Here is a 26633-nt window from a genome sequence, read left to right on the forward strand (position 1 = left end):
CCAGCGGATAGCCAACACCCAGCCCGTCAGACCTGCGGCTGCAACGCCGCATGCAGCAATGGCATAGGCGATGGCAATCGCTGCGGGCGAACCAGGCTGAGCCAGGCCCTCTATAGCACTGGATTACCTGGTGCGCGATCTCTCTCGGTTTCAGCGCATGGAGTCACCTCGACCACCGGAGAGTCAGAGCCTGAAATCGCGCTCGAAACACCACCACAGGACAAACCAGGGGCGTGCGCACTCATTGCTGCAGCCTGCCTTTCCTTGCTCCGTCAGCCGCCCACGCCGGGCGACAATGTCAAAGCAGCACCAACTGACCAAAACAAGAAATCCGACAGGCCACAAGGCATCAATGAACCGCACCGAATTTCTGCAACAGCCCGAAGTCATTGGCTTTACCGACTGGCTTGCAGCCACACTCCCCCAGCGACGGATTCAGTTGAACATTCGCTCTTCCAGCTACGTCCCCAAGGGCTTGATGGCCACCGCCCGTTTTGCCGACTTGGTACCTCGCCACTACCGCTGGCGGGCGACTGGCCTGGCAACGGGCGACTGGGCCGAGTCGTGCATCAAGACAAGCGCTCTTTCTGCCAAGCTGCGCGCTGCCGTGCAGGCCAACGATGCGACAGCCACCCTGGCCGCCTGTAGCGATGTGCTGGACTGGGGCGGCGAGCGCAACCCCAAAGAAGGCGCGCGGCCCTTTCTTGTGGGCCTTGGCACTAACATCAGCCACTACATCGCCCAGACCCACCAGGAAATGGCGCTTGGCTCGGCCAGCCTGCGCACCGGCTTTCCGACAGTGCGGCTCATGAACTCCATGCTCACCAAGGTACACGCCTTTTATTCGGCCGAAGGCTTGCCCATCTATGACTCACGGGTCAGCGCCGCAGCTGCTGCACTGGTGGAGTTCTGGCGCCGCAGCAGCGGCAGGCCCCACCTGCCCGATACGCTGAGTTTCCCGCTGGCCGGCGGCAGCCAGAAGCCCCAGCACAAACTGGCTTGCCTGTTTGACCAGCCACCCTCGCCGGGCACCCTGCTCTACACCAGCCAAAGCACGCCCCAGCGCTGGGCTGGCGCCAAGGTGCGGCTGGCCTGGGTAATGGCCGAGACCCTGCGCAAGACCCCCAGCCTGTTTTCAGGCCAGCCCGATCGCATGCGCGCCATGGAAGCTTCACTCTTCATGGTGGGCTACGACCTGAACTGCCTGGCCTGAACAAAACAGCCCCTGCCAACCAGTGGTTGCAGGGGCTTTTCTCCGCATCCAGGCATTTAGGTCAGATAGGCCTCCAGCGCTTATCCGTCAAACGCCGGAAGCTATCAACACGGCTAGTTCTGGAAAAAGCCAATGGGCCTGTCGAATGCGGACAAGGGCAAAACGGCAAGACTGGCGGAATCACGGCAACGCCCTTCACCAAGGCATAAGGCCGGCCGGTGGACCCGGTTCAGGGTACTGCGGTTGGAGCGACTTGCATCGGGGAGGCAGCGACCACAATCCTGAATGAGCCCGGAACCCACCACATCCTGCTGCGCGTCCGGATGAATACTGTGAGGAATATCGAGAGTTCCGCCTCAAACGTAAACCAAATGCTACGTAATGGCCGTGAATTCACAAAATTCAGCGTTGCGCCACGTTCTCCTACAAAAGGGTTTTCCATGACTCGGCGACCATGCATCCACAGCAAGCCAACCCGGTTTGCTGGTCACCTACCTGAAGGAGTGAAGGACATGACGCAACAGGCGAACCAGCAGCACAGCCCCAGCCAACAGGACAAGCAGCAACAGCAGCAGCAAAACCCTGGGCAACGCCAACCAGGCCAGAGCACCAGCCAACCCGGCCAGCAGCAACAGCAAACCCCAGGACAGCAGAAGACCCCTGCTCAGCAACAGCAGCCTGGGCAGCAGCACAAAACGCCCCAGCAGTGAAAGTGAGCGCCTCAGCGCTGGCCCACCTTGCCAGCGTTGTTCTGTACCACGCAAAGAAAGGAGCAGGAATGCAACCAGCCTCACCTGTCATCTCATCCGATCGTGTCAACGGCACCAACGTCTACAACCCCAACGGCGACAAACTGGGAGCTATCGACTCACTGATGATCGACAAGCTCACCGGCAAGATTCGATATGCAGTGATGCAGTTTGGCGGTTTCCTGGGCATCGGCTCAGATCTCTACCCACTGCCGTGGGATAGCCTCAAATACGAACCCAGCCAAGGCGGGTACGTGGTTTCCGTCACCAAGGAACGGCTTGAAAACGCCCCTCGCTACGAGGGAGGCACATTGCCCGAATACACCGACGACTACGGCCGCCGTGTTTATGACCACTACGGTGTGCCCTTTGTCTAACCCCGGCACGCAACCACACATGCGCTAGTGCCCAAACTCAAGAAGAACCGCAGGCCGGTCGGCGCCGGCCGCCAACCAGTTGGAGTTCAGCCCACCTCGCGGTCGGCTTTTTTTTGCGCGGAGATTTTCAAATGTAGCCTCCTGGCCCCGCGGGCCTTAAGCGCGACCTCTCCCCGCAGGGTCAAGCGGGGCCATCTGGTGTGATGGTTCCTGGTACAAGGTATTGCTCAAAATCGAGGCCTGAAATACGCTTTTCCAATACCGTAGTGCACAAGCCGTGAGCTGCGGTCTGAGCAGTCACACCAGATGGTGATGATATCCATTGCTTTCTGCCGAGCCTGAGGTTCTCTACCCTCCCTCTGCTTCCCCAGGCACGCCGCAAGGCATCGGCCTTTACCCGCAAGCCCACCAGCCAACGCTGGTGGGCTTTTTCTTTGCCGGTAGACGCTCAGTGCGGCCACGCAACACATGAGGTCGATGTCTGTTGACGCGCTGTACAGGGAAAATTTAAACTACTGTACAAATGAACAGCACTGATAAAAATAACAGTAAAATTCAAGGCAACAGCTTGCTGCGCCAGAGCGCGAAGCGCATTCACTCCATACCTTTGTTGGTTTCACCTGCTCTCAAGAGCGCTGGTCTTTTTTATCCGCCCCCGCCCATCCAGCGGGCCTGCTTCTCGCCAAAAGGAGACTCCATGCTGTACAGCACCGTTCCTCAACCCGTTGATGAAGACCTCGTGCAGCGCCTGCGCGAGAAGGGAGGCCTGTGAAATGGCCACACATCCCCACCGCCCTGCTCGCGCTGCTCCTGACAGTCCTGCTCTTGATCGCCCCGGCCTTGGAACAAAGCTACTGACCGCCGCGCAATGGGGCCTCTGCCTCCTGGGGATCTTTTGCCTCATCGGCGTGGCCATCGTCATTGCCACCACCCCGCAAGCCTGGCCGCTGTAAACGGTCAACCTCATCGCTTTTGATAGCCACAGGCGTTTTCCTGACAAGCGCCAGACCGGAGAAATATCATGGAAAAGATCATCGAGTCCCTGATCCTCGTCGCCGCCATCTTCATGGGCGTACTGTGGCTTGCCACCCCCAACGCCCAGGCAGACGAACCCACCACCCTCACCAAATCCGTGCGCGACGAGTTCGCCTGCCCAGGCATGCACGCCGAATGGCTGGACGCCCACACCGTCCAGTGCCTGCGCGAAAAGCCCTGATCTACCGCCCCGTTGCCCCCGCGAACAGCCCATGCCCCATCGACACCGTACGGCAACAACTACAGCACCGCGACAGCCAACACAGCCGGCTGCTGCCTGCTATGGAAAGCAAGGCTGCTAGTTCAATCCAGACGATGCCATCAGTAGCAGCACACTTTCAAATGCAGATAGGGCAGGCGCAACGCAATCGCCAATTCAGAAGCTCGGAAGCGCCCGCCAAGCAGACAAAAGCCCGCAAGGTTCCAGACCTAGCAGGCATTTTTGCCAAGTGGTTGGCATGTAATACCGCTACCTCAATCTGCTATGGCAAGCCCGCAAGCACTTGCGCGAGCGTTACTCGGCAGGTTTTGCGTAGACCTCTGCACTCAGCACCTCAAGGCCGACAAAGGGTTCACTCCCTTCGACCCAGGCATCGTGGCCAGGTGGGATGGCGTAGGACTCCCCTGCGCTGAGCATTTTCTGAGAGCCGTCCTGCATTTGAACGGTGAGCTTTCCCGAAACGACGTGCCCCACATGCGAGAGTTGGCAGTATTCGGTCTTCACCACGGGCTTGATGCATTCGGACCAGCGCCATCCGGGCTCAAAGTTGAACCGTCCAATCGTGTAGCCCTGAAGCTTTACGAGCTCCACGCGAGTTTTGCTAGGTGTGCGAAGTTCATCGGGCTCGCTGTGTGACCTGACTTCTAGCTTCTCAACGCTGACGGGAGTGGCCATGATTTTCTCCTTCATAAGAGCTGCACCTCGAGCCCCCAAGGAATTCTTCAGGTATGGCTGGTGAGCCGAAGGACAGCTGAAAAAACTTATCACTACGTCATTCGCATGGCATTGCCAGGAGCACTTATCAGTTACCAATTGCTGCATGCGGCACAGCACCGTCTGCGCCGTCCAATCCACGGTTGGCAGCAAAAAGTATGCGTTGACATACAGGGTGCCTACGCGGCCCATCTAAAGCGCCACAAGTTCGCACAGATTTTTCAGATTTGCATACAGCAAGCAGATCGAATGCAGCTGCAGCAAGAGCGGCATGACTTCTTTGCGCAGACCCAAGACGGCGCGATGCTGACTGTTTTGGGCACAGCCAATGCCTTACCCATTGGTAAAGCTGGCTGAACTGTCCAGCCCCTGCCCACCCTGCCTGCGCCGTATGGTTTTTTTGTCTGCCATTCACGGAGGCGCGATGGGTCGCGCCGACCCCTTGGCCTCAGCGAGGTACATGCCCGAGCCACCCACCGCGCACCAAGAACCTACTAGCACTTGAGCCCGCTGATGTTAGGACTACGGCTCGGTTACTTTGCAGGGTGGTCGCGGCGGAACAACTCCCACTCGTCGATTTCCGTGCCGTTGGGCAGCACGCAGATGCCGCGCTCTCCGGCAGTGGTCTTCTCGATGCGGGTCTTGCCGCCCAGCTTGGCACAGTACACCGATGCGGGGTTGGCCATGCCGATCACAGGCGCAGCGGACTGAGGCTGGGCGCAACCGCTGATGGCCAGTGCAGAAAGTACTGCGCTGGTGGTTCCAAGTGCTTTTTTCATGGACTCAATGTAGCAAATGCCGCCTTTTTCATGGAGCCGCAAAAAATCCTGACTCACATCAATTTCTCGTTTCCTTCATACATATGGGCTAAGGGTTGGCACCGACGATGCTGGCGACACTCTGTCAGCCAATGTCACTTTTAATTATTTCACCTCCAAAAGAGGAAAAGTGAACTGTCAGAAATCGCAAGAAGTTGTTAATTTCTGATCCGGAAGATGAGCGGCTGACACATTAATGGCCGCCTTGGCATTTAGATTTGACTAGAGATATGGCCAGTCTGGCCTGTCTGTTGGTGATCACTAGCAGAAGGGCTGTGTGTATGCATACGAGCAACGACCACATCTTTGTGTTGATGCCATCTCTGTCCCTGCTCTTTCTGGCCGGTCTGCTGGGAGTGTGCTGGGCGACCCAGCCCAAGCAACGCTTTCTACTCTGGCTGTGCGCCTCTTTCCTGCTAACCGCAATGTCTATCAGCATTCGCAGCGTGCTGAAGTTTGAAGTCCTCAATCATTATGTGGTTCTCGTCAACGCACTGTTTCTGGCGGGAGCTTGGTGTTTTACCAAGAGCTTTTCAGAGCGTCGGTGCGTACCCACATATCCGCTTGCAGCATTTGTCTTGTGTGCCGCGACGCTGGCCTCGCTCTACTATTTTGCCAATGTGGCACAGAACCAGGTGGGTCGGCTGCACACATTCGGTATAGGCGTAGCTCTGATGCTCTTGCTGCCAGTGCCGGCAGTTCTCAAACGAGGCCTCACCAACGACTGGCTGGATAGGATTTTGCTGTGGTCCTATCTGTCTTATGCCGTCTTTACCATGCTGCGCCCGACGCTGGTCGCAACTTTCGCGCATAACGGTCTCGGCGATGCCATGGATGCCAACTCAACCTATTGGCTGACAACGCTGATGAGTATTTTGCTTTTTGCATTGCTCTTCACGGTTTTAGTCTGTGCAGTCACCATCAGGGACACAGTCCGTCAACTGCGCACTGAACGCGACCTGGATGCTTTGACCCAGATACTGAATCGCCGCGCATTCAGTGAAGCCGCACAACATCGCCTGGCCGACCAGCGCCTGTATCCCATGGCGCTTCTGGCCAGCGATATTGATCATTTCAAACGCATCAACGACAACTGGGGGCACGACAAAGGTGACGCGGTCTTGCAGCTTGTCGCCAAAGCGATGCAGCACAATGTGCGCAGCAACGATCTGGTTGCACGCTTCGGCGGTGAAGAGTTTATGGTTCTGCTGACAAAGATCGATTTGCTAGGTGCCGAGCAAGTCGCCAAGCGCATTGGCCTGGAGTTGAGAAATGACCAGGAGCTATTACCGAAAGGGCCAGCCCTGACGCTGAGCTTTGGCATCACTTCAATCAGCAATGCCGACCAGCTTGAAGGTGCACTGAGGCAAGCCGACCAGTTGCTGTATAGCGCCAAAAATGCTGGCCGAGACCGCGTTCATGTGGAAGGCCGCAGCTACCCAGACATCAGCTTTGAACACACCATCCCGGCAGACCACCCCATGGCATTGCTGACGTAAGCCGGTGAATTCGCTGGCCAATGCCATCCGCACCAGGCAGCTCACGTATCCAAGTTGGCCCACAATGACTCCTGCATGGTCGCTGACAAACCAATTTGTCAGCATTGATGCACCCCGTCATGGGTGCACTTTTGTCAGTGGAATCCTTGATGCGCAGACTTCGCCATCTCACCAACCGGCATCGCACACCGTCCACCAATATCGCCCTGGGTCTGCTGCTGGCCTTTAACGCGGGCGCGGTCAACGCTGGCGGCTTTCTTGTGCTGCGGATGTATACCTCGCACATGACGGGCTTTGCCTCTCAACTGGCTGACGGCCTGGTGCTTGAGAACGCCAAGCTGCTGCTGAATGCGCTTGGTGCCATCATCGCCTTTACAACGGGCGCGGCCGTCTGCGCGTTGCTGGTGAACTGGGGGCGCAAACGCCATCTGTACAGCGTCTATGCCCTGCCGCTGATGCTGGAGGCCGTCATGCTGATTGCCTTCGGCCTGATGGGCACAGTCACCTTGACATGGAATACGCCCTTCGCAGTGCCGCTGACCGTGCTGCTGCTGTCCTTCATGATGGGTCTGCAGAATGCCGTGGGTTCCAAGACATCCGGCGGCAGCACTCGCACCACGCACATGACCGGCAATTTCACGGATCTGGGCATGGAACTGGGCAAGATGTTCTTCTGGAAGCGCCACGCCAACGCCGACCTGCAACTATCACCCCTGGTTAGGCATGACTGGCGCCGTATGAAGGTGTCCGCAGGGCTGATCTTGATGTTTGTGCTGGGCGGCATTACCGGTGCGCTGGGCTTCAAGCATATCGGCTTCATCTGCGTGGTTCCGCTGGCCGCTCTTTTGCTTGTACTGTCCGTGCCACCATTTATGCGTGACGCAGCGCAGTCCGCCGAGCGGCCGTCACTCTTCAGCAAGAAGAGCTGAGTGCATCCTGTATCTCACGCCGCTGCCGCGACGTCCCCGGGTCCATGCACGACGACCTGATCGCGCCCAAGCTCCTTGGCCTTGTAGAGTTGCTGGTCAGCCCTCATTACGGCTTCGCGCAGATCGCTGCCGAATGGGCTGACAACGATACCCATGCTCAAGGTCACGCGCTGACCATCGGGCAATGGCGCAATGATCTCGACCGCTCCGGCACGAATACGCTGCGCCACACGTTGTGCAGTCTCAATGTCGGCATGGGTCAACAACAGCACAAATTCTTCGCCTCCAAAGCGAGCCACCAGGTCGGTACCACGGACACTTGCCTGTATGACTTCCGCGACGGCCTTGAGTACTCCGTCGCCATACTCGTGCCCCCAGTTGTCGTTGACCCGCTTGAAGTGATCCAGATCCGCCACCACGATGGAAAGCGGCTGCGCTTTTCGATCCCGGGCCAGCGGGTCTGCGAACTCCCAGAAGCCGCGACGATTCAACACGCCAGTCAGCATGTCGTGATTGCGTTCGTCTCTGAGTGTGGCCATTGCATCCCTCATCGAAACGATGAGCATGAGGCCCGAGAACACCAGGCTGAACAATAGCGAGCCCAGCATGGTGACCAACCAGTAAATGGAGCTGAGCATGTCCTGGAGCTCAGTGAATCCAAGAAACAGCACCATGATGGGCCTGAGCACTGTATAGATCGCAAAGGCCCCGTAGGACCGGTAAAGCAGCTTCTCCAGCCCGTCACGTCTGACTTTTTTTAGCGCGATGGCTGGAAACGGTATGAAGTGAATGACGCCAAGCCCTGTGTTCAGCCAGAGCACACGTGCAGCAATGTTGTCCTGCACGATGCTGTACTCGTAAAGAGCAGCAACCACGATGATCGATACCAGGGCCGAGATCTTGGGATATGAGGAGACGGAAAACTTTTGAGCAACGCCCCAGGTACAGAGCCAGGCACCAAGCAGATAAATGGGCCCGGTGTAAACAGCCCACCGAACCAGTTGTCCGTGAGGTGTCAAGCATTGCCAACCCAAGGCAAGCCCCGTAAGTGTCAACCCACAAGCCGTCGAGAGCAGAAACACGGAGCGGCGCTGTGCAAGCCAGCAAAAAGCCATGAGTGCGCCCAGTGCCGTTATGCATACCGGCGCGACCAACAAGTAGAGCTGCAAATTGCTAGGCATGAATTGGCGGATCAGAAAAGCTCATTCACGCGGCAACGCAATTGTGGTGACCCATGCTCTGAGACTCAGAAGGTGGAGTCCATTTGATAAGTGGACTGATAAACGCCCGAATGTTAACAATTGTGCCGAGAACCCTGCAAATCTCCTCCAAAACACATCGGTTTCCCTGGTTCGTCACGAGTCCGTCAAGAAGCAGCAACTCGCGATCACCCCACCCGCAGCACTCGCCTCGGCCCCACCTTTGAGCGGGCTTTTCATGACTAAATCAAGGATGTACCTCCGAGGCATTCGCTCCCCCAAATCATCGCCAAAGAAGTCGCTGCCCAACTGCCGGGCCTGTCCGGGAAGACCTTTGAGCGCCTTGTACGGCAAGACGACCTGCCTCAGCCTCGGCAAATCAGCGCGGGACGCTGGCTGGTTAGCGATCTTGACGACTGGGCGAACAAGCACTCTTTGTCCCAATTGCAGTCGCCGGAGCACACCGGCGCCCAAAAAGCCTCTCCGCAGTCACACAGCATCTGCTTGAACAACGGCCTCGAGCCCCAGTGCCAGACGGCTACAACCATTGCTGCTTCTCGGCGTCGTATTTGTGGCAGTTATAGATGCCAGCCGCACCGGGAATCACATGACCCGAAATAGCGCCCCTCACATCCTCTGGAGGGGCCTGGATGCATCGGTGAAACAGGTACTCGGCCAAGTCCCGAACCTGACCTGTCTCATACGCCCGTCTACCAGGGACTTATACCTATAAACCCAACTTTTAGCTGACGCAACAGCCTCCAGTCGCAACCCTGGACAACCTTGGATCACAATAGCATTCCCAGCGGACAGAGCTTTTGCGGCATGGGCATCAAGATAGATGCAACCTCCTTGGGCCAGCGTAGCTTTCAAAACCTGCGCCAAACCTACGCTAAGCTCTGGAGTGTGTAGGGTGCGCGTAGGGAATCTGGTGGCGTCGATTTGGCGTAAGTTTTCACAGAAGCAATCCTAAGCCTTTGATCGCATTGAATTTCATTCAATAAACTCAGCCACTTATTTAAGGATTCCAGTGGTGAACATCGTTATCCTGGACGATTACCAAGACGCGGTTCGCAAGCTCGATTGCGCCAAGCTGCTTGATGCCTTCAACGCAAAGGTCTATACCAACACCATCAAGGGCGTGGGTCAGCTCTCGGTTCGACTGCGCGACGCGGATGTCATCGTCCTGATTCGCGAACGCACCCAAATCTCGCGCCAGTTGCTCGATAAGCTGCCCCGGCTCAAGCTGATTGCCCAGACGGGCAAGGCTGGCGCCCATATCGATGTGCAGGCTTGCACCGAACGTGGCGTGGCGATTGCAGAGGGCGTGGGCTCTCCCATTGCGCCGGCAGAGCTGACCTGGTCTCTGATCATGTCGGCCATGCGCCGTCTGCCGCAGTACATCTCCAATCTCAAACATGGTGCATGGCAGCAGTCCGGTCTCAAGGCGGCCTCCATGCCGCCCAACTTCGGACTGGGCAGCGTGCTGCGCGGGCGCATGCTGGGTATCTGGGGCTACGGCCGCATCGGGCAACTGGTGGCGGGCTATGGCAAGGCCTTTGGCATGCAGGTCTGTGTCTGGGGCAGCGAAACCTCGCGCCGCAAGGCCGAGGCCGATGGTTATCTGAGCGCCCCGTCCAAGGAAGTCTTTTTCGAGCAATGCGATGTTCTGTCGCTGCATCTGCGCCTGCACGATGCGACGCGCGGCATTGTGACTGCACAGGACCTGGCACGGATGAAACCGACAGCCTTGTTCGTCAATACCTCGCGCGCCGAACTGGTGGAGCCCGAAGCATTGCTCTGTGCCTTGAACCGTGGCCGCCCGGGCCTGGCCGCGATCGATGTATTCGAGAGCGAGCCAATCTTGCAAGGCCATGCCCTGCTCAGACTGGAGAACTGCATCTGCACGCCCCATATCGGCTACGTGGAGCAGGACAGCTATGAGCTGTATTTCCGTGCTGCGTTTGAGAACGTTGTGAACTTTGCCGACGGCCAGCCCAGCAACATTCTGAATCCTGAAGTTTTCAGCGGCCCACTGCGTTTGAACCGCTAACCGCTAACCGCTAACCGCGAGAGCTCGGCGACTACTGCCGGGCTTGGGCTTGCTGTGCCAGCTCGGCCTCCACGGCTTCGTAGACCGATTGACGCACCACGGTCTCCACTTCTTCACGAAGACGAAGCACCATGGATCGGGTCTGTGCTTCCACAACCTGAGCTATTGCTTCCTTGAGCTTGTGCTCCAGCACAATGTCCACCCGTTGCATCAGCCGGTGGACCAGATATTCTTCGGCCACCACGGCACCGTGCTCATCCAGTGCCTGCTGCAGGCCGACTGCCCCAAAGACCGGGGCGGGTTCAACAGCCTGCTCCACATCTTGTGCTTGGACGAGTGGCTCGGCGGCTTCCTCATCGAGTACCTCAGGCCCGGGTTGAAGTTCTTCATCCTGGGGCTGGCCAGCGTCCGTAACGGATGGCTGCTCCGCCTGGTCTGCAAGCGGAAATGCCTCCACGAGTTCGGCAGTTCCCAACTCAGTCTCAGGCTCCACCTGCCCGGCCGATATTGCCTCCACCACCTCCCCTGCCATGCTCTGCGCAAATGACTGCTGCGGCGGCAAGGATTCCGGCAAAGGGGGCAACTGATGCGGAATACCTGCAGGCCGGCCACGGCCGTAGAGACCATCCGCCAGCCATGAGGTGTGAAACGACGGCCTCGCCAGAGGGACAACGCTGTCTCCCAGCGTCCGCGGGCCTAGCACCTGCTGCACAGCTCCGTGAGACTGCTCCGGCGACGCAGACTGAGCGCTGTCCGCAGCGTCTTCGAGCGCGGCAGCTTCGGGCTGAACCACCTCGGTCAGGGTGGGGACGAAGCGTGGCGGAACTTTGGATGAGGAGTTCATGACCTAGCCCTTGAGATTCAGATCGTGCCGGACAATGGAAAAACCACGCGCTGCATAGTCGCGCCAGCGGGCACGCGCATCCTGGCGATCCATCTCATCGCCGGAAGAAACGATTTCCACCACGCGCGCGAAGCGCTCAAACCCCGACGGCACCTGCGGCATAAGATTGACCAGCACATCGTAATGAGGCAAGTCTTGCAGGTGTTCGGCCAGGATGACGGGAGAAGCAGCAAGCATCTGCGCTCCATCCGACTCACAAGCATGCGCGAGAAAATCCGTGGCCGACACGCTCCACAAACGGGGCGAAAGCCGGCTCAGCGCAGCTCCATCCCCCAGAACCACGATGCGCGCACCATGACGCAGAGCCTTGCGTGCGAATCGGCACACATAGCCCAGCTTGTCTGGTGCATTGAAATGAAAGGCAATTTCTGTCACAACTCTTGGCGGCAGATGCGGCCTGAAACCAGGCCGCATCTGCCGACTTTTCTTAAGCCGAAGCCTTGGCAGTCACACGCGCGCGGCGCGAAGCCGCAGGTTTGGTAGCACTCTTGCGAGCCGCCGGGGTCCTGGCAGCAGTCGCTGCTGCAGCGGCAACCCGGCCTTCCTGACCCAGCAGATATTGCACCAGCAGGCCTACGGGGCGACCCGTAGCTCCCTTGGCAGCACCGCTCTTCCAGGCAGTCCCGGCGATATCCAGATGTGCCCAGGGAATATCGCCCACAAATTTCTGCAGGAACTTGGCGGCCGTCACCGCACCTGCGGCGCGCCCTGCCACGTTGCCCATGTCCGCAAAATTGCTCTTGAGGCCATCGGCATACTCCTCGTCCAGAGGCATGCGCCAGCAAGGATCGAGTGCCATATCGCCAGCGGTCTGCAAGGCCGATGCCAGCTCGTCGCTGGTCGAAAACAGGCCGCTGCGCAAACCGCCCAGAGCGATCACGCAAGCGCCAGTCAGCGTGGCCATATCGACCAGCGCAGAAGGCTTGAAGCGCGCTGCGTAATGCAGCACATCGCACAGCACCAGGCGGCCTTCTGCGTCCGTGTTGAGGATTTCGATGGTCTGGCCGCTCATGCTGGTCACCACATCGCCGGGCTTGACGGCTGCACCGTCGGGCATGTTCTCGCATGCAGGGATCAGGCCCACGACATTGATAGCCGGCTGCAGCCTGGCCAGCGCCTGGAACACGCCCAGCACGCTGGCAGCACCGCCCATGTCGAACTTCATCTCGTCCATCTCGGCTGCAGGCTTGAGCGATATGCCGCCGGTGTCAAAAGTGATGCCCTTGCCCACCAGCACGATGGGAGCCACGCTCTTGGCCGCACCGTTGTAGTGCAATTCGATGAAGCGCAGGGGTTCGCGCGAGCCCTGGGCCACCGCCATGAAAGCGCCCATGCCCAGCTTGGCCACATCGGCAGGGCCGTGAATCTTGCAGCTCATGCGTGCTGCCTTGGCAATGCTCTTGGCAGCGTTGGCCAGCAAGGTGGGCGTTGCATGGTTGGCCGGGCGGTTGGCCCATTCGCGGGCCATGGCCACGCCCTCCTGCTGCGCCACTGCGGTATTGAAAGCAGCGGTAACAGCAGCCGTCTTGGACGATACGCCCAGCACGAGCTTGGTCAGCGCAATGGGCTTGGCCTGGGATTTGGTGTGGGTATAGAGGTAGGTCGCATCGGCAACCGCCTGTACGGCAGCCGCTACAGCCTGGGCATCGGCATCAAAGGCAAAGCTCACAACGGCCTTGGCAATGCCTTCGGTCTTGAGCACCGCGCCGCAGCCGGCCAAGGCATTGCGCACGTCCTTGGGAGTACCAGCTCCCGCGCCCAGCAGCACCACACGGCGTGCGGCAATGGCGGGCACTTGGTACAAAGGCAATTGCTTGCCGCAAGACAGGGCAAAATCACCCTGCTTCACCGCATGAGCCACCATGGCTCCGATGGCGTCGCTGCCGAATGTGCCCGATGCTGCCTGTTCAGAAACCAGCACCAACAGCAGATCACATTTTTCACGCGCTGCGGCGGCAGCGGTCAGAGCCTTCAGTTCAAAGTTCATAATCGGTGTTTTCCTTTTAGCCAATGTTATTCGATTCATCCATACGCAAAGAGCTGGCCCGCAGCTTTGGTGCGACGGCCGTGGTTCTGATCACTGTGGTGATGACCATGATGCTGATCCGCACCCTGGGTCAGGCTTACAAGGGCAGTGTCAGCCCTTCCGACGTGATGCTGGTCATGGGTTTCACCGTGCTCGGGCAACTCCCGACCATTCTGGGCCTGAGCCTGTTTGTCGCCATTGTGGGATCTCTTTCCCGCATGTACCGCGACAGCGAGATGGTCATCTGGTTTGCCGCCGGCCAGGGCCTGGCCAGTCTGCTCAAGCCCTTGCTGCGCTTTGCCTGGCCGGTGATTCTCATCACCGCCGTGCTGGCCCTCGGCGTGCTGCCCTGGTCCTATCAGCAAATCGAGCAGATCAAGACCCAGTTCCAGCAGCGCAGCGACTTGGATCGCATCGCACCCGGCGAGTTCCAGGAATCGGCGGGCGGCACACGCGTGTTCTTCGTCGACAAGGATTCCCCTTCTGACATGGCGGCCAGCAATGTCTTCGTGGTCTCGCGCGACCCCGGCAAGGAGTCCGTGACCTCCGCCAAGGGCGCGCATCTGGCCGTCATCAAGGGCCAGCGCATGGTGATTCTGGAGGACGGCCAGCGCATGGAGACGCGCAGCGACGACGGCTCGGTGCGCATCACCGAATTCAAGGAATACGGCGTGCAGGTCGACAACGACAACCCCGTCACCATCGAGGAGATGGCGGCGCGCAGCATGCCCACCAAGGACTTGATCGGCAAGGACGAGCCGATCGCCCGCTCCGTGCTGGCATGGCGCCTGGGCCTGCCCTTTGCCGCGCTGAATTTTGTCATTCTGGGCCTGGCCATCTCCAGCGTGAACCCGCGTGCGGGCAATAGCAGCAGCCTGATGATCGCCCTCTTCGCATTTATCGTTTACTACAACCTCATGACCCTTGGCGAGAGCTGGGTCAGCGCCAACAAGATAGGCATGTGGGGCATTCTGGGCCTGCTGCATGGAAGCATCCTGATCGTCAGCGTGCTGGTACTGCTGGCGCGCCACTTCCGCTGGTCACCGCGTGACCTGCTGCGGCGCTCGGGCAAGCGTCAGGAGAGCGCACGATGAAAGTTCTGCGCAACTTGATCTATCGCGAAGTCATACAGGCCGTTCTGTACGTCTCGCTGGCCTTTCTGGCGCTGTTCTTCTTTTTTGATCTGGTCGATGAGATGCGCTGGGTGGGTAGCGGCAATGCAGGCTACACCGCCACGCGCGCGCTGCTGTTCGTGACTCTGTCCATTCCGGGCCACCTCTACGAGCTGATGCCGATTGCCGTGCTGATCGGCGCCATCTTCGTGATGGCAAAGTTCGCCCAGAGCTCGGAATTCACCATCATGCGCACCAGCGGCATGGGGCCCTGGCTGGCGCTGCGCACGCTGCTGGTACTGGGTATGAGCTTTGTAGTTCTCACCGTGCTGGTCGGTGACTATATTGCGCCCGCTGCCGACAACTTCAGCCAGAAATTGCGCGTGGTCGCCAAGGGGCAGATCTCCCGGGGCGCGACAGGCGCCTGGCTCAAGGAAAAGCAAGGCGATCACTCCGTCGCTATCAACGTCGGTGCCGTCAAGGCCCCTGGAGATTTCGTCAATGTGCGCATTTTTGAATTCGACAGCAAGGGCCGCATCGCTGCGCAGATCAACGCTCAATCCGCCCAGGTCGATGAAGACAAGGAGCTGTGGACCTTGAATGGTGTGCAGGGCAGCAAGGTCGCTCAAGAGGGCGATGTCACCAAGCTCAGCCGAATCAGCGAAGCCAGCATGAACTGGCCAACCAAGGTCACTGCGGCCATGGTCTCGGGCGCGCTGCTCAAGCCCGATCGCATGACCACGATTGCACTGTTCCAGTTCGTACGCCACCTGCAGGACAACGGCCAGGCGGCGCAGAAGTACGAAATCGAGTTCTGGCGCAAGGTCTTCTACCCGCTGAGCTGCCTGGTGATGGTGGTTCTAGCCCTGCCTTTTGCCTATCTGCATTTCCGCTCGGGCGGTATCACGGCCTATGTGTTTGGCGGGGTGATGGCCGGCATCAGCTTCTTCCTGCTCAACAACGTGTTCGGCTATATCGGCACCCTGCAGTCCTGGTGGCCCTGGCTGGCCGCCGCGGCGCCGGGCCTGCTCTACACCGCGCTATCGCTCTCGGCCTTTGGCTGGCTGGTACTGAGGCGCTAGGCCATGAACGACGAGCAACGCCCTTCTCCAGATCAAACCGGTCTGATCCTGCTGGCCCATGGCTCCAGAGACGCTCTCTGGCGCCAGCCCATAGAGGCAGTGCATCAGCTTGTACAGGCAATGCGCCCCGACCTGCCCTGCATCTGCGCCTATCTGGATGCCTGCGCACCGGATCTGCCTGCAGCCACGCAGACCCTGATTGCGCAAGGTGTCAAACATCTGATCGTGCTGCCGCTGTTTCTCGGTACCGGCAAACATGCACGAGAAGACATTCCGCGCCTGCTGGACGAATTGCGCCGACAGCATCCCGGCTGTCGGTTCGATCTGCAGACCGCGGCGGGTGAGAATCCTCGCGTCACGTCCCTGCTGGCGCAGCTGGCGATAGAGGCGGCAGCCGAGACCGAAGCACTCAAACATACAGATTTCAAATAAAAAATAGCTTCTTTAGATATTTGAAGCATAATGATGCAAGTTCTTAGTCCATGCCGTCATGAACCTGCATCAATTCCGCTTCGTTCAGGAAGCCGCCCGCCGCAATCTCAACCTCACCGAGGCGGCCAAGGCCCTGCACACCTCCCAGCCCGGAGTCTCCAAAGCCATCATCGAGCTTGAGGAAGAGCTGGGCATCGATATCTTTGCGCGCCACGGCAAGCGTCTCAAGCGCATCACCGAGCCGGGACAGGAAGTCCTCAAGAGCATAGAGCTGATCATGCGCGAGGTGGGCAATCTCAAGCGCATCGGCGAGCAATACAGCGCCCAGGACAGCGGCACGCTGAGCATCGCCACCACCCACACCCAGGCCCGTTATGTGCTGCCGCCCGCCGTGGCACGCCTGCGCGAGCTCTATCCCAAGGTCACCATCAGCCTGCACCAGGCCACTCCTGCCGAAGTCGCACGCATGGTGATCGACGAAGTCGCCGAGATCGGCATGGCCACCGAATCGCTGGCCGACTATCCCGATCTGGTGACCCTGCCCTGCTACGAATGGCAGCACGTGCTGGTCATCCCCACGGGCCACCCGCTGGCGCAGAAAGAGCGCATCACGCTGGAGGACATCGCCCAGGAGGCCCTGATCACCTACCACCCGTCGTTTACCGGACGCGGCAAGATCGACCAGGCCTTCGAGATGCGCCGCCTGCACCCGCATATCGTGCTGGAAGCCATCGATGCCGACGTGATCAAGACCTATGTGCGTCTGGGCCTGGGCATTGGCATCGTGGCCGAGATGGCCATGCGCGACGACCCCGTCAATGACCTGGTGGTACGCCCCGTCGGCCATCTGTTCGGCACCAGCGTGGCCCGTGTGGCCATCAAGCGCGGCGCATACTTGCGCAACTTCGTCTACAGGTTTGCCGAGCTGCTCAGCGACCGACTCTCGCGAGACCTCATCATGCGCGCCATGAACGGCAGCGTGGACGACTTCGGGCTCTGATCCGGCCCGCCTCAAGGGCTGGTGCCTGCGTGCCCGGCCCACGCATTGCAAGACTATCGTGACTCCCAACTTCCCCAGCAAGCTGCCCAATGTGGGCACCACCATCTTCACCGTCATGTCGGCGCTGGCCGCCGAGCACCAGGCCGTCAATCTGGGCCAGGGCTTCCCTGACTTCGGCTGCGACCCCAGGCTGCTCGACGCTGTCAACGATGCCATGCGCGCCGGTCACAACCAGTACCCGCCCATGGCGGGCTGGCCCGCGCTGCGCGAGGCCGTGGCTGCCAAGATCGAAACACTGCACGGCCGCCGCTATGACGCGGGCAGCGAAATCACCATTACCGCCGGTGCCACCCAGGCCATTCTCACAGCCATTCTGGCCACCGTGCATGCAGGCGACGAAGTCATCGTGCTCGACCCCTGCTACGACAGCTATGTGCCCAATATCGAGATGGCCGGCGGCGTGGCCGTGCGAGTGCCGCTGACTCCCGGCAGCTTCCGCCCCGACTTTGCCAGGATCGCGGCCGCCATCACGCCGCGCACGCGCCTGCTGATCATCAACAGCCCGCACAACCCCAGCGCCACCATCTGGACCGATGCGGAAATGCGCCAGCTCGAAGCCCTGCTGGCGCCCACCAATGTGCTGCTGATCAGCGACGAGGTCTACGAGCACATGGTCTTCGACGGTGCCGAGCATCTGAGCAGCGCCCGCTACCCGGGCCTGGCCGAGCGCGCCTTCATCGTCTCCAGCTTTGGCAAGACCTACCATGTCACGGGCTGGAAGGTCGGCACCGTGGCCGCGCCCGCCGCCCTCACCGCCGAATTCCGCAAGGTGCACCAGTTCAATGTGTTCACCGTGAACACGCCCATGCAGGCAGGTCTCGCGCAGTACATGCAGGACCCTGCGCCCTATATGGAGCTTTCGGCCTTCTACCAGGCCAAGCGCGATCTGTTCCTCGGCGGCCTGCGGGGCTCGCGCCTGAAGCTGCTGCCCACGGCCGGTACGTATTTCCTCTGTGCCGACATCTCCTCGGTCTCGGACCTCAACGAGGCCGAGTTCTGCCAGTGGCTGGTCCGGGAAATCGGTGTGGCAGCGATTCCGCTGTCGGCCTTCTACGGCGACGGTTTCGACCAGCGCGTGGTGCGCTTTTGCTTTGCCAAAAAGGACGAAACCCTGATCGAGGCAGCCGCGCGCCTGCGCAAGCTCTGAAACGCTGCGGCCCATAAAAAAGGAGCGCCTACCGCGCTCCTTTTCTCATTTTCAGCATATTTTCATGCTGAATCTGTTTATCAGCAAGCGCAAGCAGCTATCAAATTAACTCTGCTTCATGCCGTCTCTGCCAGATGGCGCAGCATCAGCACCGCCCCGAGCACAATGCCGGCCAGCGCCACAAAGCTGCCCAGGCTGAGCATGGAAATCGCACTGATGCCCTGGCCTACGGTGCAGCCCATGGCCGTCACGCCGCCCACGCCCATCATCAGCCCTCCCAGAAGATGGCGGGCCAGATCGCCACGGTCGGCAAAGCCCTGCCACTGAAAGTCCCTGCGCCACAGCGCATGGACAAAGCTGCCCAGAAGCACGCCCGCGACCGAGGCAATGCCCCAGGTCAGCACCTTGTTGCGGTCGCTGAAGAACATCAGCCAGTCCAGCGTGTGCGCTACCGGTGTGACAAAGCTGAAGGCCTCGATGCGACCGCTATAGGTCGCGGCATAGACCTGCTCCAGCGTCTCGGGGTGTTCGGCCACCAGCGCCAGATGGCCGCCTAGCCACCAGGCCGCCGTCACGCACAGGCCGACCAACAGCCCGCCCAGCAGCACGATCCGGCTGCGCTCGGCGCCGGGCCGGGGATCGAAGGCCAGCAACAGCAGCAAGCCCCCCAGGCCCAGGCCCAGCACGCCGCGCAATGGCGTCAAGGGCCAGGCCATATGGCCGGCCAGCCATTCGGGCAGCAGGGCCGGGGCCGGGAATTCAAGATGCACGCTGTCCAGCCAGCGCACCCGCGCCACGGCGGTAATGCCTTTGAGCGTGGCAAAGGCGGCCACGCCCATGACCAGCAGCACCACCAGCGCCTTGAGACTGCCGCTGCCCAGCCGGGTCAGATTCCTGGCCCCGCAACCCGATGCCAGCACCATGCCGCCGCCAAACAACAGCCCTCCCGCCAGGGCCGAAAGCCACAGCAAGCGGCGGCTGGCATAAAGGGCATCACCCACCTGCAACTGACCCCACAGCGCCAGCGCCGTGAAGCCCAGCATGCTCACGGCGATGGCCATGCACCACTGGCGTGCCCGTCCCCAGTCCTGCAGATACACCACATCGCTGATCGCGCCCACGGTGCAAAAGCGGGTCTCGCGCATCACAAAGCCCAGCACAGCGGCCAGCAACAAAATGGCCACCAGAACGGTGGCCGTCAGGGAATCAAACTCGGCAGGACTCATGCGGGCATTGGACGGCGCGGCCCGGCGTCAAGGCAATGGCATATACCCCAGCCCGCGCGATAACACTGTCTTAATCGGCTTTCCAATCAGCTTTCATCAGGCCTTGGCCAGCCCCTGATTGCCGCCGACATTGATCAGTCTTGGCTCGTCAAGCCGGCGCGGCCCGAGCGTCTTGCGGTCCTTGAGCCAGGGCTCGACCAGCTCCCAGATCGGCTTGTTGCCGGCCGTCCTAGCTTCCTCGGCCACCGGCGCCCAGCCGGCCACCTTGTATTTCTTGTCCGCCTCCAGCAGCTGACCGTTCAGGCGCATGTCGCTGATGCGCTGGCCCGCGCCGGCCGCCGGGTCGCACTGATAATGCAGGCCGCCCACGCGCACCATGTCGCCGCCCTGCTGGTAATAAGGATCGGGATTGAAGAGATTGTCGGCCACGTCTTCGAGCACGGTCTTGATCGTGACCCCTGTCATCTCGGTCACCGTGGCATAGGAATAAGTGGTGGCCGTCATGTCCATCAGCCATTCGCGCGTGATGTCCTGCCCGGCCAGCAACGATGTCCCCCAGCGAAAGCCCGGCGAGAAGGCAATCGGCGCATTCTGCACCTCCATCATGGCGTCCAGCAGCAACTGGTCGCCCGTGCCGTTGAAGTTGCCACGGCGGTACAGCGTGCCGTCGGTGCGCGCCAGCACTTCGCCCAGCCGGCTTTCATAGGGCGCACGCACTCGGGTGATCAGCGCCTGCATCTGGGCATCGGCCGGCAGGATGTTGGCGAACACCGGCAGCAGTCGGTACTGGAAGCCGCGCACCTTGCCGTCCCTCACATCAAAGTCCAGCACACCGAGAAACTTGCCGTTCGAGCCCGCGTTGGTGACTATGGTCTTGCCGCCCGCGTTCTGCACCAGCGTGGGCACAGGCATGCCGTCATGCGTGTGGCCGCCCAGGATGGCGTCTATGCCGCGCACGCGGCTGGCCATCTTGAGGTCCACGTCCATGCCGTTGTGCGAGAGCACGACCACCACCTTGGCGCCCTTGGTGCGAACCTCGTCCACCATCTTCTGCAGATTGTCGTCCTGGATGCCGAAGCTCCAGTCCGCCACCATGTAGCGCGGGTTGGCGATCGGCGTGTACGGAAAGGCCTGGCCGATGATGGCCACGGGCACGCCGTTGATCTCACGGATCACATAGGGCTTGAACACCGGATCGCCGAAATCGGCGGTCTTGACGTTTTGTGCCACAAAGTCGAGCTGCGTGCCGAAATCCTTGTCGATGATCTCCTGCACGCGCTGCATGCCGTAGGTGAATTCCCAATGGCCCGTCATCACGTCCACGCCCAGCAGCTTGCAGGCATCCACCATGTCCTGGGCATTGGTCCAGAGCGAAGTGGCAGAGCCCTGCCAGGTATCGCCGCCGTCCAGCAGCAGTGCGCCAGGACGCGAGGCGCGCATGCGCTTGACCAGCGTGGACAGATGGGCAAACCCGCCCACCTTGCCGTAGCGCCTGGCCGCCGCCTCAAAGTCCAGATAGCTGAAGGCATGGGCCGACGCCGAGCCTGGCTTGATGCCCACGGAGCGCAGCAGATGCTCGCCCACCAGATGCGGGCGCTGGTTCTTCATCGCAGCGATACCGAGATTGACACTGGGCTCGCGGAAGTGAATCGGGTTGAGCTGAGCATGGCAGTCCGTCATATGCAACAGGGACACATTGCCGAACGGTGCCACCTCATACAAGGCCTTGTCGGCCAGCGACTGATCGGCGTAGGCATAGCGCTGCAATCCCATGCCCGAGACACTGGCTGCCGCCAGCACTTGCAGAAATTCGCGTTTGGAAAGACTCATGGTGATATCCGTTGGTACTTGTGCCAACCAGGGACAAGCGCGGGCATTTCCGTCGACAGGACGCTCCGCGCTATCCAAACTGGCACAAGCCATGTCCGCAATGCTGCGCCGCCCGGTCTCGTCCCCCTGCCGGATGGCTCAGCACTGCGAGACGGGCAAGCAGCAAGGCCGCTTGAAGAAGGCTATTTGTTGACGGGAGAGGCAGGATCGACAAGCAAGGCGACAAGATCTCTTGTCTGCGCTTCGGTAAGGATGCCGGAGTGACCGAAGCGGGGCATGCCCGAGCAGGCGTTGTAGGCCTTGGCGTTCCAGATCTTGCCCCAGGTGTACTCGACGATGGCTCTGGATTCGGGGCTACCCGGATCCTTGATGCCGCGAATCTTTCCATAGTTGTAGAGACTGGGGCCCAGCGTGCCAAAGGAGATTTCTTCCTTGCTGATCTGATGGCAGTTGTAGCAATTGCCGCCATTGGCGCTGCCCGCCTTGTCGCTCCAGGTCATGCCACGACCGTTCTGGGCGATTTTTTCGCCCTCCTTCCAGTCGCCGAGCAGCTTGCCATCCTGAGGCCATTTGACGGTCTTGAGATTGGCAGCTTCGATGGCTTGCGCACGCGCAGGCGCAAGCGGCTTGCCGGATGCATCGGCAGCACTGCAGGCCGCATTCGATTCGTCCTGCTGCAGGCGATCGACCTTGGCGATGCCCTGATCGCGAAAAGAGGTCTGCACCATCTTGGCCGTCAAGGCATCGATGTCCGCAGCCCCGTCGACGGAGGCACAGCCCAGCACCAGCAACGATGCGGCTACGGCCAGGTACGACATGTGTTTTTGCTTGCGCATAGGGCCTCCTTATCGCTTGATGGCCGGTGCGGTTGACGTCCCGCCCTTGCCGTTGACGCCCATGAACACCCCCAGCGCCACCGTCACGTCGCTAGCGTAACCGGGATAGGGAAAGCGCTGCTGACGGAAGCAGTCGTTGAGGCGGCGCTGCATGCTCCAGAGCTCGCCTGATGAAACCCGATAGGCGGGCCAGGCACCAAAGCCTTCCGCAGCGCCGGGGTTCCTGGTCAGATTGGGCAGATCCTGCATGCGGATTCGCTTGCCATCCGCACCATGGCAGGAGGCACAGGCAAAGTCATGCGGGCCGCCGCGCATATAGAACATGCGCTTGCCCGCCTCGTACATCTGCCTTTCCTGCGCATGGCCTTGGGGCAGGTTGAACTTCATGCCTTTGGACTGCGATGAAATCCAGGCCACCAGCCCTTCCATGTTCTTTTGCTCGTCCTTGCCGAACGCTGTTGCCGCAATCTTTTGCGCGTCCAGCCCCTGCAGCCTTTCCATGCAGGTCAGCAGGCGCGACTCCAGATCCTGCACCCTGCCCGTGTCGGCAAAATAGCGCGGCAGCTCCACAAAGGCACCCCTGACCACGCCCGGCCCCTTGCCCAGATCGCACTGCTCCATGGACGCCTTGCGGGGGCCGCGCTTTTGCTTCCACAGCCCCTCGCCCTTCATCTCGAACAGCTCGGCAGGGTTGCCGTCCTGCAGCATCTCACGGTATTCGGCAATGCCGTCGACTGTGGACTTTTGCGCCAGCACCGGCGCGGCCATGCACAAGGCCAGCACGGCGGCAGCCGCCTGGCCCGGGGAGGAATGTCTCATGGGGCACCTCTCTGTTTTTTTGATTGATTCTGGACTTGGGTGAAGGCTGGCCGGCGGCCAGCCGCTGTCTCTGCCGTGCTCAGCTCACGGTCGCTTCATCGGTGCGGGTTTCGCCCTTGTTGTCCTTCCAGCTCACCGAAATCTTGTCGCCAGCCTTGGCACCCTTGACCACGAACTGCAGAAACGGGTTCTTGGAAACCGCGGGCCCCCACTCAGCCTGCAGCACCTGCTTGCCGTTGTGCGCGGCCGTCACCTCCTGAATAAACCAGGCGGGCACGGTCTTGCCTTCCGCATCCTTGCGCTGGCCGGTCTCCATTTCATGGGACATCAGCACGCGCACGGTGGTCTTGTCACCTGCAGCCTGGGCACGAATACGCATTGGATCAGCCATGTTCTTCTCCTGTTTCAGATGACTTTTTGCAATCAACCGCCGCAGCCACCGAGGGTGACCTTGACTTCCTTCTTGGCATAGAAAGCCTTGCCGTCATTGGTGATGGCCACGGCATACACATCGGAGGACTGCCCCAGCTTGGCGCGGGTCAGGAAGTTGGCTTCCAGCGCCTCGTTGACGGTGAAGGCCGCAACCAGCGTGTTGGGGTTCTTTTCCACCAGCACCAGCATCTGCTTCACATTGGGCAGGCTGGTCGCTGCGCCCAGAGGCACGACGGCCCCGTTTTCGGCGATGTCGGGCGCCGTCAGCGTCACGTCCTTGCTCTCGGCAGGCGCAGCAGCTCCCATGGCCTTGAGCACATCGGCCACGGTCTTGGCGTCGAAAGCGGTCTTGTTATAGGCAGCCTGCGCTGCTTGCGGCAGCAGACCGGCGGCCACCAGCATGCCGAGCACGGCCGCACTGTTCCTGAGGGCGTCTCTACGTTTCATCTTTGTCTCCTTTTCATTCATTTCACAGTCGCACGACACAAGCTGCATCAGGGCTTGGCGCCCGCCGCCAGCCACTGGGCAATCACCTTGGCATCAGCATCGCTGAGATTGGGCTGGGGTGGCATGGGTGTTGATCCCCAGACGCCGGAGCCTCCGACCCTGATCTTGTTTGCCAGATAGTCCAGCTGGCCACCGTGCTTGCTGGCAATTTCGCTGAAGGCCGGGCCGACGAGTTTCTGCGCCATGCCGTGGCAAGCCATGCAGGCGTTCTTCTCCAGCAAGGCCGTCGGTGCCGCACTGCCCGATTTCCTGTCAACCGCAGGCTTGACCGCCTTGCTTGCACCGCCATCGGTCTCGATGCCGCGCTGGGCACCGACCAGCCGGTTCTGCTGGGCCAGATTGCCGTGGTTGTTGCTGGCATGCTCGGGCAAGGCCGAGCGCAGCCTGGGCTCGGGGCCGCAGTTGCTCATGCAGGCAGTGGCCAGCACATCGGGCCTGACGCTCTTGCCGAACTCATTGCCGGGCCACAGAGCATGCCGGGTCGTCATGCCGTTGCGGTTGGGCAGCTTCCGCTGCACCTCGGCAATGTTCGTATCGCTGAGCGTGAAGCTCTCGGGCACCACGCCACCGAGGTTGAGCAGATAGGCCGTGACGGCATACACCTCTTCGGTGGACAGCGACTTGGGCGCATTCCAGGGCATGGCACGATTGATGTAATCCCACAGCGTGGACACCGTGGCCACCTTCATCAGGGTCGTGCGGCCCGGAAAGGCCGGATCCTTGAGCCGCGCCACATGCCCGGTCTTGATGTCCTCGGCCGTGGTGCCGCCGACCAGCGGGCTGAACACCTCGTTGGATTCGCCGAACACCCCATGGCAGGACGCGCATTTGGCCTCCCACACATCCATGCCTTTTTGCACCGAGCCCGAGCCTGCGGGCAGCCCCTTGAAGTCAGGGCGCACATCGATATCCCAGGCCAGAACCTCCTTGCCCGTGGCATTGCGGCCCACGCCGGGATAGCGGTCTTCGGCAGACTTGCTCTGCGCTGCAGCGGGCCCGGCGGCCACGCCCATGGCAAGCAGCGTCAGCAGGAGCAGAGGTTTATGCAAGCTGAACATTCGCGACCTCCCCGTTGGCACGTACCGCCCAGGACTGGATGGAATTGTTGTGATAGATGGAGCGCGTGCCGCGCGCGGCACGCAGTTGCTGGTAGCTGGGCTGCACATAGCCGGTCTCATCCATGGCGCGGCTCTGGATGATGCATTCCTCACCATTCCAGACCCAGTCCAGGTTGAAGCGCGTCAGGCATTTGCCCATCACCGGCCCTTCGAGCCGGGCCGTGCGCCAGTTGCGACCGCCATCCACACTCACATCCACGCGCTTGACCTTGCCGCGCCCCGACCAGGCCAGGCCCGTGATGTTGTAGAAACCCTTGTCCAGCAGCATCTGGCCGCCGGACGGCGTGGTGACCACACTCTTGCACTCCTGAATGCTCGAGTACTGACGGTGCTGTCCATCGGGCATCAGGTCCACATAGTGGATCGCCTCGTCCTTGGCTGCATAAGGCATGTCGCCCACCTCGATGCGGCGCAGGTATTTCACCCAGCTCACGCCCTGCACGCCGGGCACCACCAGACGCAGCGGATAGCCCTGCTCGGGCCGCAGCATCTCGCCGTTCTGGCCGTAGGCGACCAGCACCTCGCCCGAGGTAATCAGCTCCACGGGGATGGTTCGCGTCATCGACGAGCCATCCGCCCCCTCGGCCAGAATGAACTTGCCCTTCTTCAGATCGGCACCGGCCATCTCCAGCAGCGTAATCAGGGGCACGCCCGTGAACTCGCTGCACGACAGCATGCCGTGTGTGTACTGCACCGTGGGCACGGCCACATTGCCCCACTCCATGCCGGTGTTGGCGCCGCATTCTATGAAATGAAAGCGCGACACCGAAGGCAGACGCATGATCTCGTCCATGGTGAAGACCTTGGGATTCTTCACCAGACCATTGATCATCAGCCTGTGCTTGGAGGGGTCGATGTCCCACCAGCCCTGGTGGTGGCGCTCGAAATGCAGACCGCTGGGCGTGACGATGCCGAACAGCGACTGCAGCGGCGCAAACGATACCGAGGCCTGCTTGGTCTGGGTCAGACCCGGGCTCTGGCGACGCTGCACATTGGCCTCGTACCTGGAAGGCTTGCCGTAGCCGTCGGTGACCACCGGCTGGCCCAGGCCCTTGCTGTGTGCGGGCAGCTCCAGAATATTCGGGTCCCCATCGCCGCTCACGGCCTGCCGGTCCTGCGCATGGACAGCTGCAGCGCTGGCTGCCGCGGCCGCGAAAGCCCCGCGAATGAAGTCACGCCGACCTGCCCTGGCTTCGGCAAACACCGTACCTACATCGTCCGCCCGCACAAAGTTTTCGGGTGCCTTGCGCACCTTGCCCATCAACTGGCTTTGCATAAGCTCTCTCTTTGATCGTT

28 protein-coding genes are annotated in these 26633 nt (G+C 60.6%); 14 read left to right on the forward strand and 14 right to left on the reverse strand.

Annotated features, from left to right (window positions below):
- Positions 1-352: 352 nt before the first annotated feature.
- The 5 genes from CSE6_RS08605 to CSE6_RS08625 all read left to right on the forward strand — a co-directional run bounded on the left by CSE6_RS08605 (position 353) and on the right by CSE6_RS08625 (position 3555).
- Positions 353-1213: a hypothetical protein gene (locus CSE6_RS08605; RefSeq protein WP_034377599.1), complete on the forward strand. Its 861-nt coding sequence runs from the start codon at positions 353-355 to the stop codon at positions 1211-1213.
- 512 nt (positions 1214-1725) lie between these two features.
- Positions 1726-1923 (forward strand): hypothetical protein, encoded by a 198-nt coding sequence (locus CSE6_RS08610; RefSeq protein ID WP_083994697.1) that lies wholly within the window; start codon positions 1726-1728, stop codon positions 1921-1923.
- Positions 1924-1991: 68 nt separating this feature from the next.
- Positions 1992-2339 carry a PRC-barrel domain-containing protein gene (locus CSE6_RS08615; RefSeq protein ID WP_012838823.1) on the forward strand — a complete coding sequence of 116 codons (348 nt, stop codon included), beginning with the start codon at positions 1992-1994 and terminating at the stop codon, positions 2337-2339.
- A 523-nt stretch (positions 2340-2862) separates the two neighbouring features.
- Positions 2863-3111, forward strand: a complete 249-nt coding sequence (locus tag CSE6_RS26035; RefSeq protein ID WP_165572358.1) for a hypothetical protein — start codon at positions 2863-2865, stop codon at positions 3109-3111.
- A gap of 249 nt (positions 3112-3360) precedes the next feature.
- Positions 3361-3555 carry a hypothetical protein gene (locus tag CSE6_RS08625; RefSeq protein WP_003053971.1) on the forward strand — a complete coding sequence of 65 codons (195 nt, stop codon included), beginning with the start codon at positions 3361-3363 and terminating at the stop codon, positions 3553-3555.
- 333 nt (positions 3556-3888) lie between these two features.
- Here CSE6_RS08625 and CSE6_RS08630 read toward each other — a convergent pair whose 3' ends face one another.
- Entirely contained in the window at positions 3889-4269 is a 381-nt protein-coding gene (locus CSE6_RS08630; protein ID WP_059440393.1) for a cupin domain-containing protein, read from the reverse strand.
- A 60-nt stretch (positions 4270-4329) separates the two neighbouring features.
- Here CSE6_RS08630 and CSE6_RS08635 point away from each other — a divergent pair, with 60 nt between their 5' ends.
- On the forward strand, positions 4330-4665 hold the full coding sequence (locus CSE6_RS08635) for a hypothetical protein (RefSeq protein WP_131421263.1): 336 nt from the start codon (positions 4330-4332) through the stop codon (positions 4663-4665).
- A gap of 176 nt (positions 4666-4841) precedes the next feature.
- On the opposite strand, the gene CSE6_RS08640 is transcribed toward CSE6_RS08635, so the two are convergent.
- Positions 4842-5087, reverse strand: coding sequence for a DUF333 domain-containing protein (locus tag CSE6_RS08640; RefSeq protein ID WP_034377602.1), 246 nt, complete (start codon positions 5085-5087; stop codon positions 4842-4844).
- A gap of 320 nt (positions 5088-5407) precedes the next feature.
- On the opposite strand from CSE6_RS08640, the gene CSE6_RS08645 reads away from it, so the two are divergent.
- Together CSE6_RS08645 and CSE6_RS08650 are read left to right on the forward strand one after the other, a co-directional pair.
- Positions 5408-6625: a GGDEF domain-containing protein gene (locus tag CSE6_RS08645; protein ID WP_034358311.1), complete on the forward strand. Its 1218-nt coding sequence runs from the start codon at positions 5408-5410 to the stop codon at positions 6623-6625.
- Positions 6626-6774: 149 nt separating this feature from the next.
- Positions 6775-7554 carry a YoaK family protein gene (locus tag CSE6_RS08650; protein WP_034358313.1) on the forward strand — a complete coding sequence of 260 codons (780 nt, stop codon included), beginning with the start codon at positions 6775-6777 and terminating at the stop codon, positions 7552-7554.
- Between the two features lie 14 nt (positions 7555-7568).
- On the opposite strand, the gene CSE6_RS08655 is transcribed toward CSE6_RS08650, so the two are convergent.
- Entirely contained in the window at positions 7569-8735 is a 1167-nt protein-coding gene (locus CSE6_RS08655; protein ID WP_034358315.1) for a GGDEF domain-containing protein, read from the reverse strand.
- A gap of 1051 nt (positions 8736-9786) precedes the next feature.
- Between CSE6_RS08655 and CSE6_RS08660 the strand changes: the two genes are divergently transcribed.
- Entirely contained in the window at positions 9787-10806 is a 1020-nt protein-coding gene (locus tag CSE6_RS08660) for a D-2-hydroxyacid dehydrogenase family protein (RefSeq protein ID WP_034358613.1), read from the forward strand.
- A 31-nt stretch (positions 10807-10837) separates the two neighbouring features.
- Here CSE6_RS08660 and CSE6_RS08665 read toward each other — a convergent pair whose 3' ends face one another.
- Genes CSE6_RS08665 through CSE6_RS08675 form a run of 3 tightly spaced genes read right to left on the reverse strand, consistent with a single transcriptional unit; the run spans position 10838 to position 13697 of the window.
- Complete coding sequence (locus CSE6_RS08665; RefSeq protein WP_034358319.1) at positions 10838-11650, reverse strand: hypothetical protein; 813 nt, start codon at positions 11648-11650, stop codon at positions 10838-10840.
- Between the two features lie 3 nt (positions 11651-11653).
- Positions 11654-12085: a DNA polymerase III subunit chi gene (locus CSE6_RS08670; protein ID WP_034358321.1), complete on the reverse strand. Its 432-nt coding sequence runs from the start codon at positions 12083-12085 to the stop codon at positions 11654-11656.
- 52 nt (positions 12086-12137) lie between these two features.
- Positions 12138-13697, reverse strand: a complete 1560-nt coding sequence (locus CSE6_RS08675; protein ID WP_034358324.1) for a leucyl aminopeptidase — start codon at positions 13695-13697, stop codon at positions 12138-12140.
- A gap of 23 nt (positions 13698-13720) precedes the next feature.
- Between CSE6_RS08675 and lptF the strand changes: the two genes are divergently transcribed.
- Genes lptF through CSE6_RS08700 form a run of 5 tightly spaced genes read left to right on the forward strand, consistent with a single transcriptional unit; the run spans position 13721 to position 18569 of the window.
- Positions 13721-14830 carry an LPS export ABC transporter permease LptF gene (lptF, locus tag CSE6_RS08680; RefSeq protein ID WP_003062830.1) on the forward strand — a complete coding sequence of 370 codons (1110 nt, stop codon included), beginning with the start codon at positions 13721-13723 and terminating at the stop codon, positions 14828-14830.
- The gene (gene lptG / locus CSE6_RS08685; protein ID WP_034377608.1) at positions 14827-15930 is read left to right on the forward strand and encodes an LPS export ABC transporter permease LptG; all 1104 of its coding nucleotides are present in this window, start codon (positions 14827-14829) and stop codon (positions 15928-15930) included. Before lptF ends, lptG begins: the two co-directional genes overlap by 4 nt.
- Positions 15931-15933: 3 nt before the next feature.
- Positions 15934-16362, forward strand: a complete 429-nt coding sequence (locus CSE6_RS08690) for a sirohydrochlorin chelatase (protein WP_034358329.1) — start codon at positions 15934-15936, stop codon at positions 16360-16362.
- A 58-nt stretch (positions 16363-16420) separates the two neighbouring features.
- A complete protein-coding gene (locus tag CSE6_RS08695; RefSeq protein WP_003062823.1) occupies positions 16421-17362 on the forward strand; it encodes a CysB family HTH-type transcriptional regulator in 942 nt (313 codons plus the stop codon).
- 55 nt (positions 17363-17417) lie between these two features.
- Positions 17418-18569, forward strand: a complete 1152-nt coding sequence (locus CSE6_RS08700; RefSeq protein ID WP_034358331.1) for a pyridoxal phosphate-dependent aminotransferase — start codon at positions 17418-17420, stop codon at positions 18567-18569.
- 116 nt (positions 18570-18685) lie between these two features.
- Here CSE6_RS08700 and CSE6_RS08705 read toward each other — a convergent pair whose 3' ends face one another.
- From CSE6_RS08705 to soxC, 8 genes are all read right to left on the reverse strand, one after another.
- Positions 18686-19795 (reverse strand): YeeE/YedE family protein, encoded by a 1110-nt coding sequence (locus CSE6_RS08705; protein WP_034358333.1) that lies wholly within the window; start codon positions 19793-19795, stop codon positions 18686-18688.
- Positions 19796-19891: 96 nt separating this feature from the next.
- Complete coding sequence (soxB, locus tag CSE6_RS08710) at positions 19892-21625, reverse strand: thiosulfohydrolase SoxB (RefSeq protein ID WP_034358335.1); 1734 nt, start codon at positions 21623-21625, stop codon at positions 19892-19894.
- 182 nt (positions 21626-21807) lie between these two features.
- Positions 21808-22461, reverse strand: coding sequence for a sulfur oxidation c-type cytochrome SoxX (gene soxX / locus CSE6_RS08715; RefSeq protein WP_034358338.1), 654 nt, complete (start codon positions 22459-22461; stop codon positions 21808-21810).
- Positions 22462-22470: 9 nt separating this feature from the next.
- Positions 22471-23280: a sulfur oxidation c-type cytochrome SoxA gene (gene soxA / locus CSE6_RS08720; RefSeq protein ID WP_003062814.1), complete on the reverse strand. Its 810-nt coding sequence runs from the start codon at positions 23278-23280 to the stop codon at positions 22471-22473.
- 79 nt (positions 23281-23359) lie between these two features.
- Complete coding sequence (gene soxZ / locus CSE6_RS08725; RefSeq protein WP_003053938.1) at positions 23360-23671, reverse strand: thiosulfate oxidation carrier complex protein SoxZ; 312 nt, start codon at positions 23669-23671, stop codon at positions 23360-23362.
- Between the two features lie 32 nt (positions 23672-23703).
- Entirely contained in the window at positions 23704-24159 is a 456-nt protein-coding gene (gene soxY / locus CSE6_RS08730; RefSeq protein WP_034361536.1) for a thiosulfate oxidation carrier protein SoxY, read from the reverse strand.
- A 47-nt stretch (positions 24160-24206) separates the two neighbouring features.
- Positions 24207-25277, reverse strand: a complete 1071-nt coding sequence (locus CSE6_RS08735; RefSeq protein ID WP_003062810.1) for a c-type cytochrome — start codon at positions 25275-25277, stop codon at positions 24207-24209.
- Positions 25261-26613, reverse strand: a complete 1353-nt coding sequence (gene soxC, locus CSE6_RS08740) for a sulfite dehydrogenase (protein WP_003062808.1) — start codon at positions 26611-26613, stop codon at positions 25261-25263. Before soxC ends, CSE6_RS08735 begins: the two co-directional genes overlap by 17 nt.
- Between the last annotated feature and the right edge of the window lie 20 nt (positions 26614-26633).

It is taken from the genome of Comamonas sp. E6, from assembly GCF_001010305.1.
Taxonomy (GTDB): Bacteria; Pseudomonadota; Gammaproteobacteria; order Burkholderiales; family Burkholderiaceae_C; genus Comamonas; species Comamonas thiooxydans.

What these genes read in the sequence shown, in the direction of transcription:
- CSE6_RS08605 (WP_034377599.1), top strand. Translation starts at nt 353, where the DNA reads ATGAACCGCACCGAATTTCTGCAACAGCCCGAAGTCATTGGCTTTACC.
- CSE6_RS08610 (WP_083994697.1), top strand. Translation starts at nt 1,726, where the DNA reads ATGACGCAACAGGCGAACCAGCAGCACAGCCCCAGCCAACAGGACAAG.
- CSE6_RS08615 (WP_012838823.1), top strand. Translation starts at nt 1,992, where the DNA reads ATGCAACCAGCCTCACCTGTCATCTCATCCGATCGTGTCAACGGCACC.
- CSE6_RS26035 (WP_165572358.1), top strand. Translation starts at nt 2,863, where the DNA reads ATGAACAGCACTGATAAAAATAACAGTAAAATTCAAGGCAACAGCTTG.
- CSE6_RS08625 (WP_003053971.1), top strand. Translation starts at nt 3,361, where the DNA reads ATGGAAAAGATCATCGAGTCCCTGATCCTCGTCGCCGCCATCTTCATG.
- CSE6_RS08630 (WP_059440393.1), bottom strand. Translation starts at nt 4,269, where the DNA reads ATGGCCACTCCCGTCAGCGTTGAGAAGCTAGAAGTCAGGTCACACAGC.
- CSE6_RS08640 (WP_034377602.1), bottom strand. Translation starts at nt 5,087, where the DNA reads ATGAAAAAAGCACTTGGAACCACCAGCGCAGTACTTTCTGCACTGGCC.
- CSE6_RS08645 (WP_034358311.1), top strand. Translation starts at nt 5,408, where the DNA reads ATGCATACGAGCAACGACCACATCTTTGTGTTGATGCCATCTCTGTCC.
- CSE6_RS08650 (WP_034358313.1), top strand. Translation starts at nt 6,775, where the DNA reads ATGCGCAGACTTCGCCATCTCACCAACCGGCATCGCACACCGTCCACC.
- CSE6_RS08655 (WP_034358315.1), bottom strand. Translation starts at nt 8,735, where the DNA reads ATGCCTAGCAATTTGCAGCTCTACTTGTTGGTCGCGCCGGTATGCATA.
- CSE6_RS08665 (WP_034358319.1), bottom strand. Translation starts at nt 11,650, where the DNA reads ATGAACTCCTCATCCAAAGTTCCGCCACGCTTCGTCCCCACCCTGACC.
- CSE6_RS08675 (WP_034358324.1), bottom strand. Translation starts at nt 13,697, where the DNA reads ATGAACTTTGAACTGAAGGCTCTGACCGCTGCCGCCGCAGCGCGTGAA.
- lptF (WP_003062830.1), top strand. Translation starts at nt 13,721, where the DNA reads ATGTTATTCGATTCATCCATACGCAAAGAGCTGGCCCGCAGCTTTGGT.
- lptG (WP_034377608.1), top strand. Translation starts at nt 14,827, where the DNA reads ATGAAAGTTCTGCGCAACTTGATCTATCGCGAAGTCATACAGGCCGTT.
- CSE6_RS08690 (WP_034358329.1), top strand. Translation starts at nt 15,934, where the DNA reads ATGAACGACGAGCAACGCCCTTCTCCAGATCAAACCGGTCTGATCCTG.
- CSE6_RS08695 (WP_003062823.1), top strand. Translation starts at nt 16,421, where the DNA reads ATGAACCTGCATCAATTCCGCTTCGTTCAGGAAGCCGCCCGCCGCAAT.
- CSE6_RS08705 (WP_034358333.1), bottom strand. Translation starts at nt 19,795, where the DNA reads ATGAGTCCTGCCGAGTTTGATTCCCTGACGGCCACCGTTCTGGTGGCC.
- soxB (WP_034358335.1), bottom strand. Translation starts at nt 21,625, where the DNA reads ATGAGTCTTTCCAAACGCGAATTTCTGCAAGTGCTGGCGGCAGCCAGT.
- soxX (WP_034358338.1), bottom strand. Translation starts at nt 22,461, where the DNA reads ATGCGCAAGCAAAAACACATGTCGTACCTGGCCGTAGCCGCATCGTTG.
- soxA (WP_003062814.1), bottom strand. Translation starts at nt 23,280, where the DNA reads ATGAGACATTCCTCCCCGGGCCAGGCGGCTGCCGCCGTGCTGGCCTTG.
- soxZ (WP_003053938.1), bottom strand. Translation starts at nt 23,671, where the DNA reads ATGGCTGATCCAATGCGTATTCGTGCCCAGGCTGCAGGTGACAAGACC.
- soxY (WP_034361536.1), bottom strand. Translation starts at nt 24,159, where the DNA reads ATGAAACGTAGAGACGCCCTCAGGAACAGTGCGGCCGTGCTCGGCATG.
- CSE6_RS08735 (WP_003062810.1), bottom strand. Translation starts at nt 25,277, where the DNA reads ATGTTCAGCTTGCATAAACCTCTGCTCCTGCTGACGCTGCTTGCCATG.
- soxC (WP_003062808.1), bottom strand. Translation starts at nt 26,613, where the DNA reads ATGCAAAGCCAGTTGATGGGCAAGGTGCGCAAGGCACCCGAAAACTTT.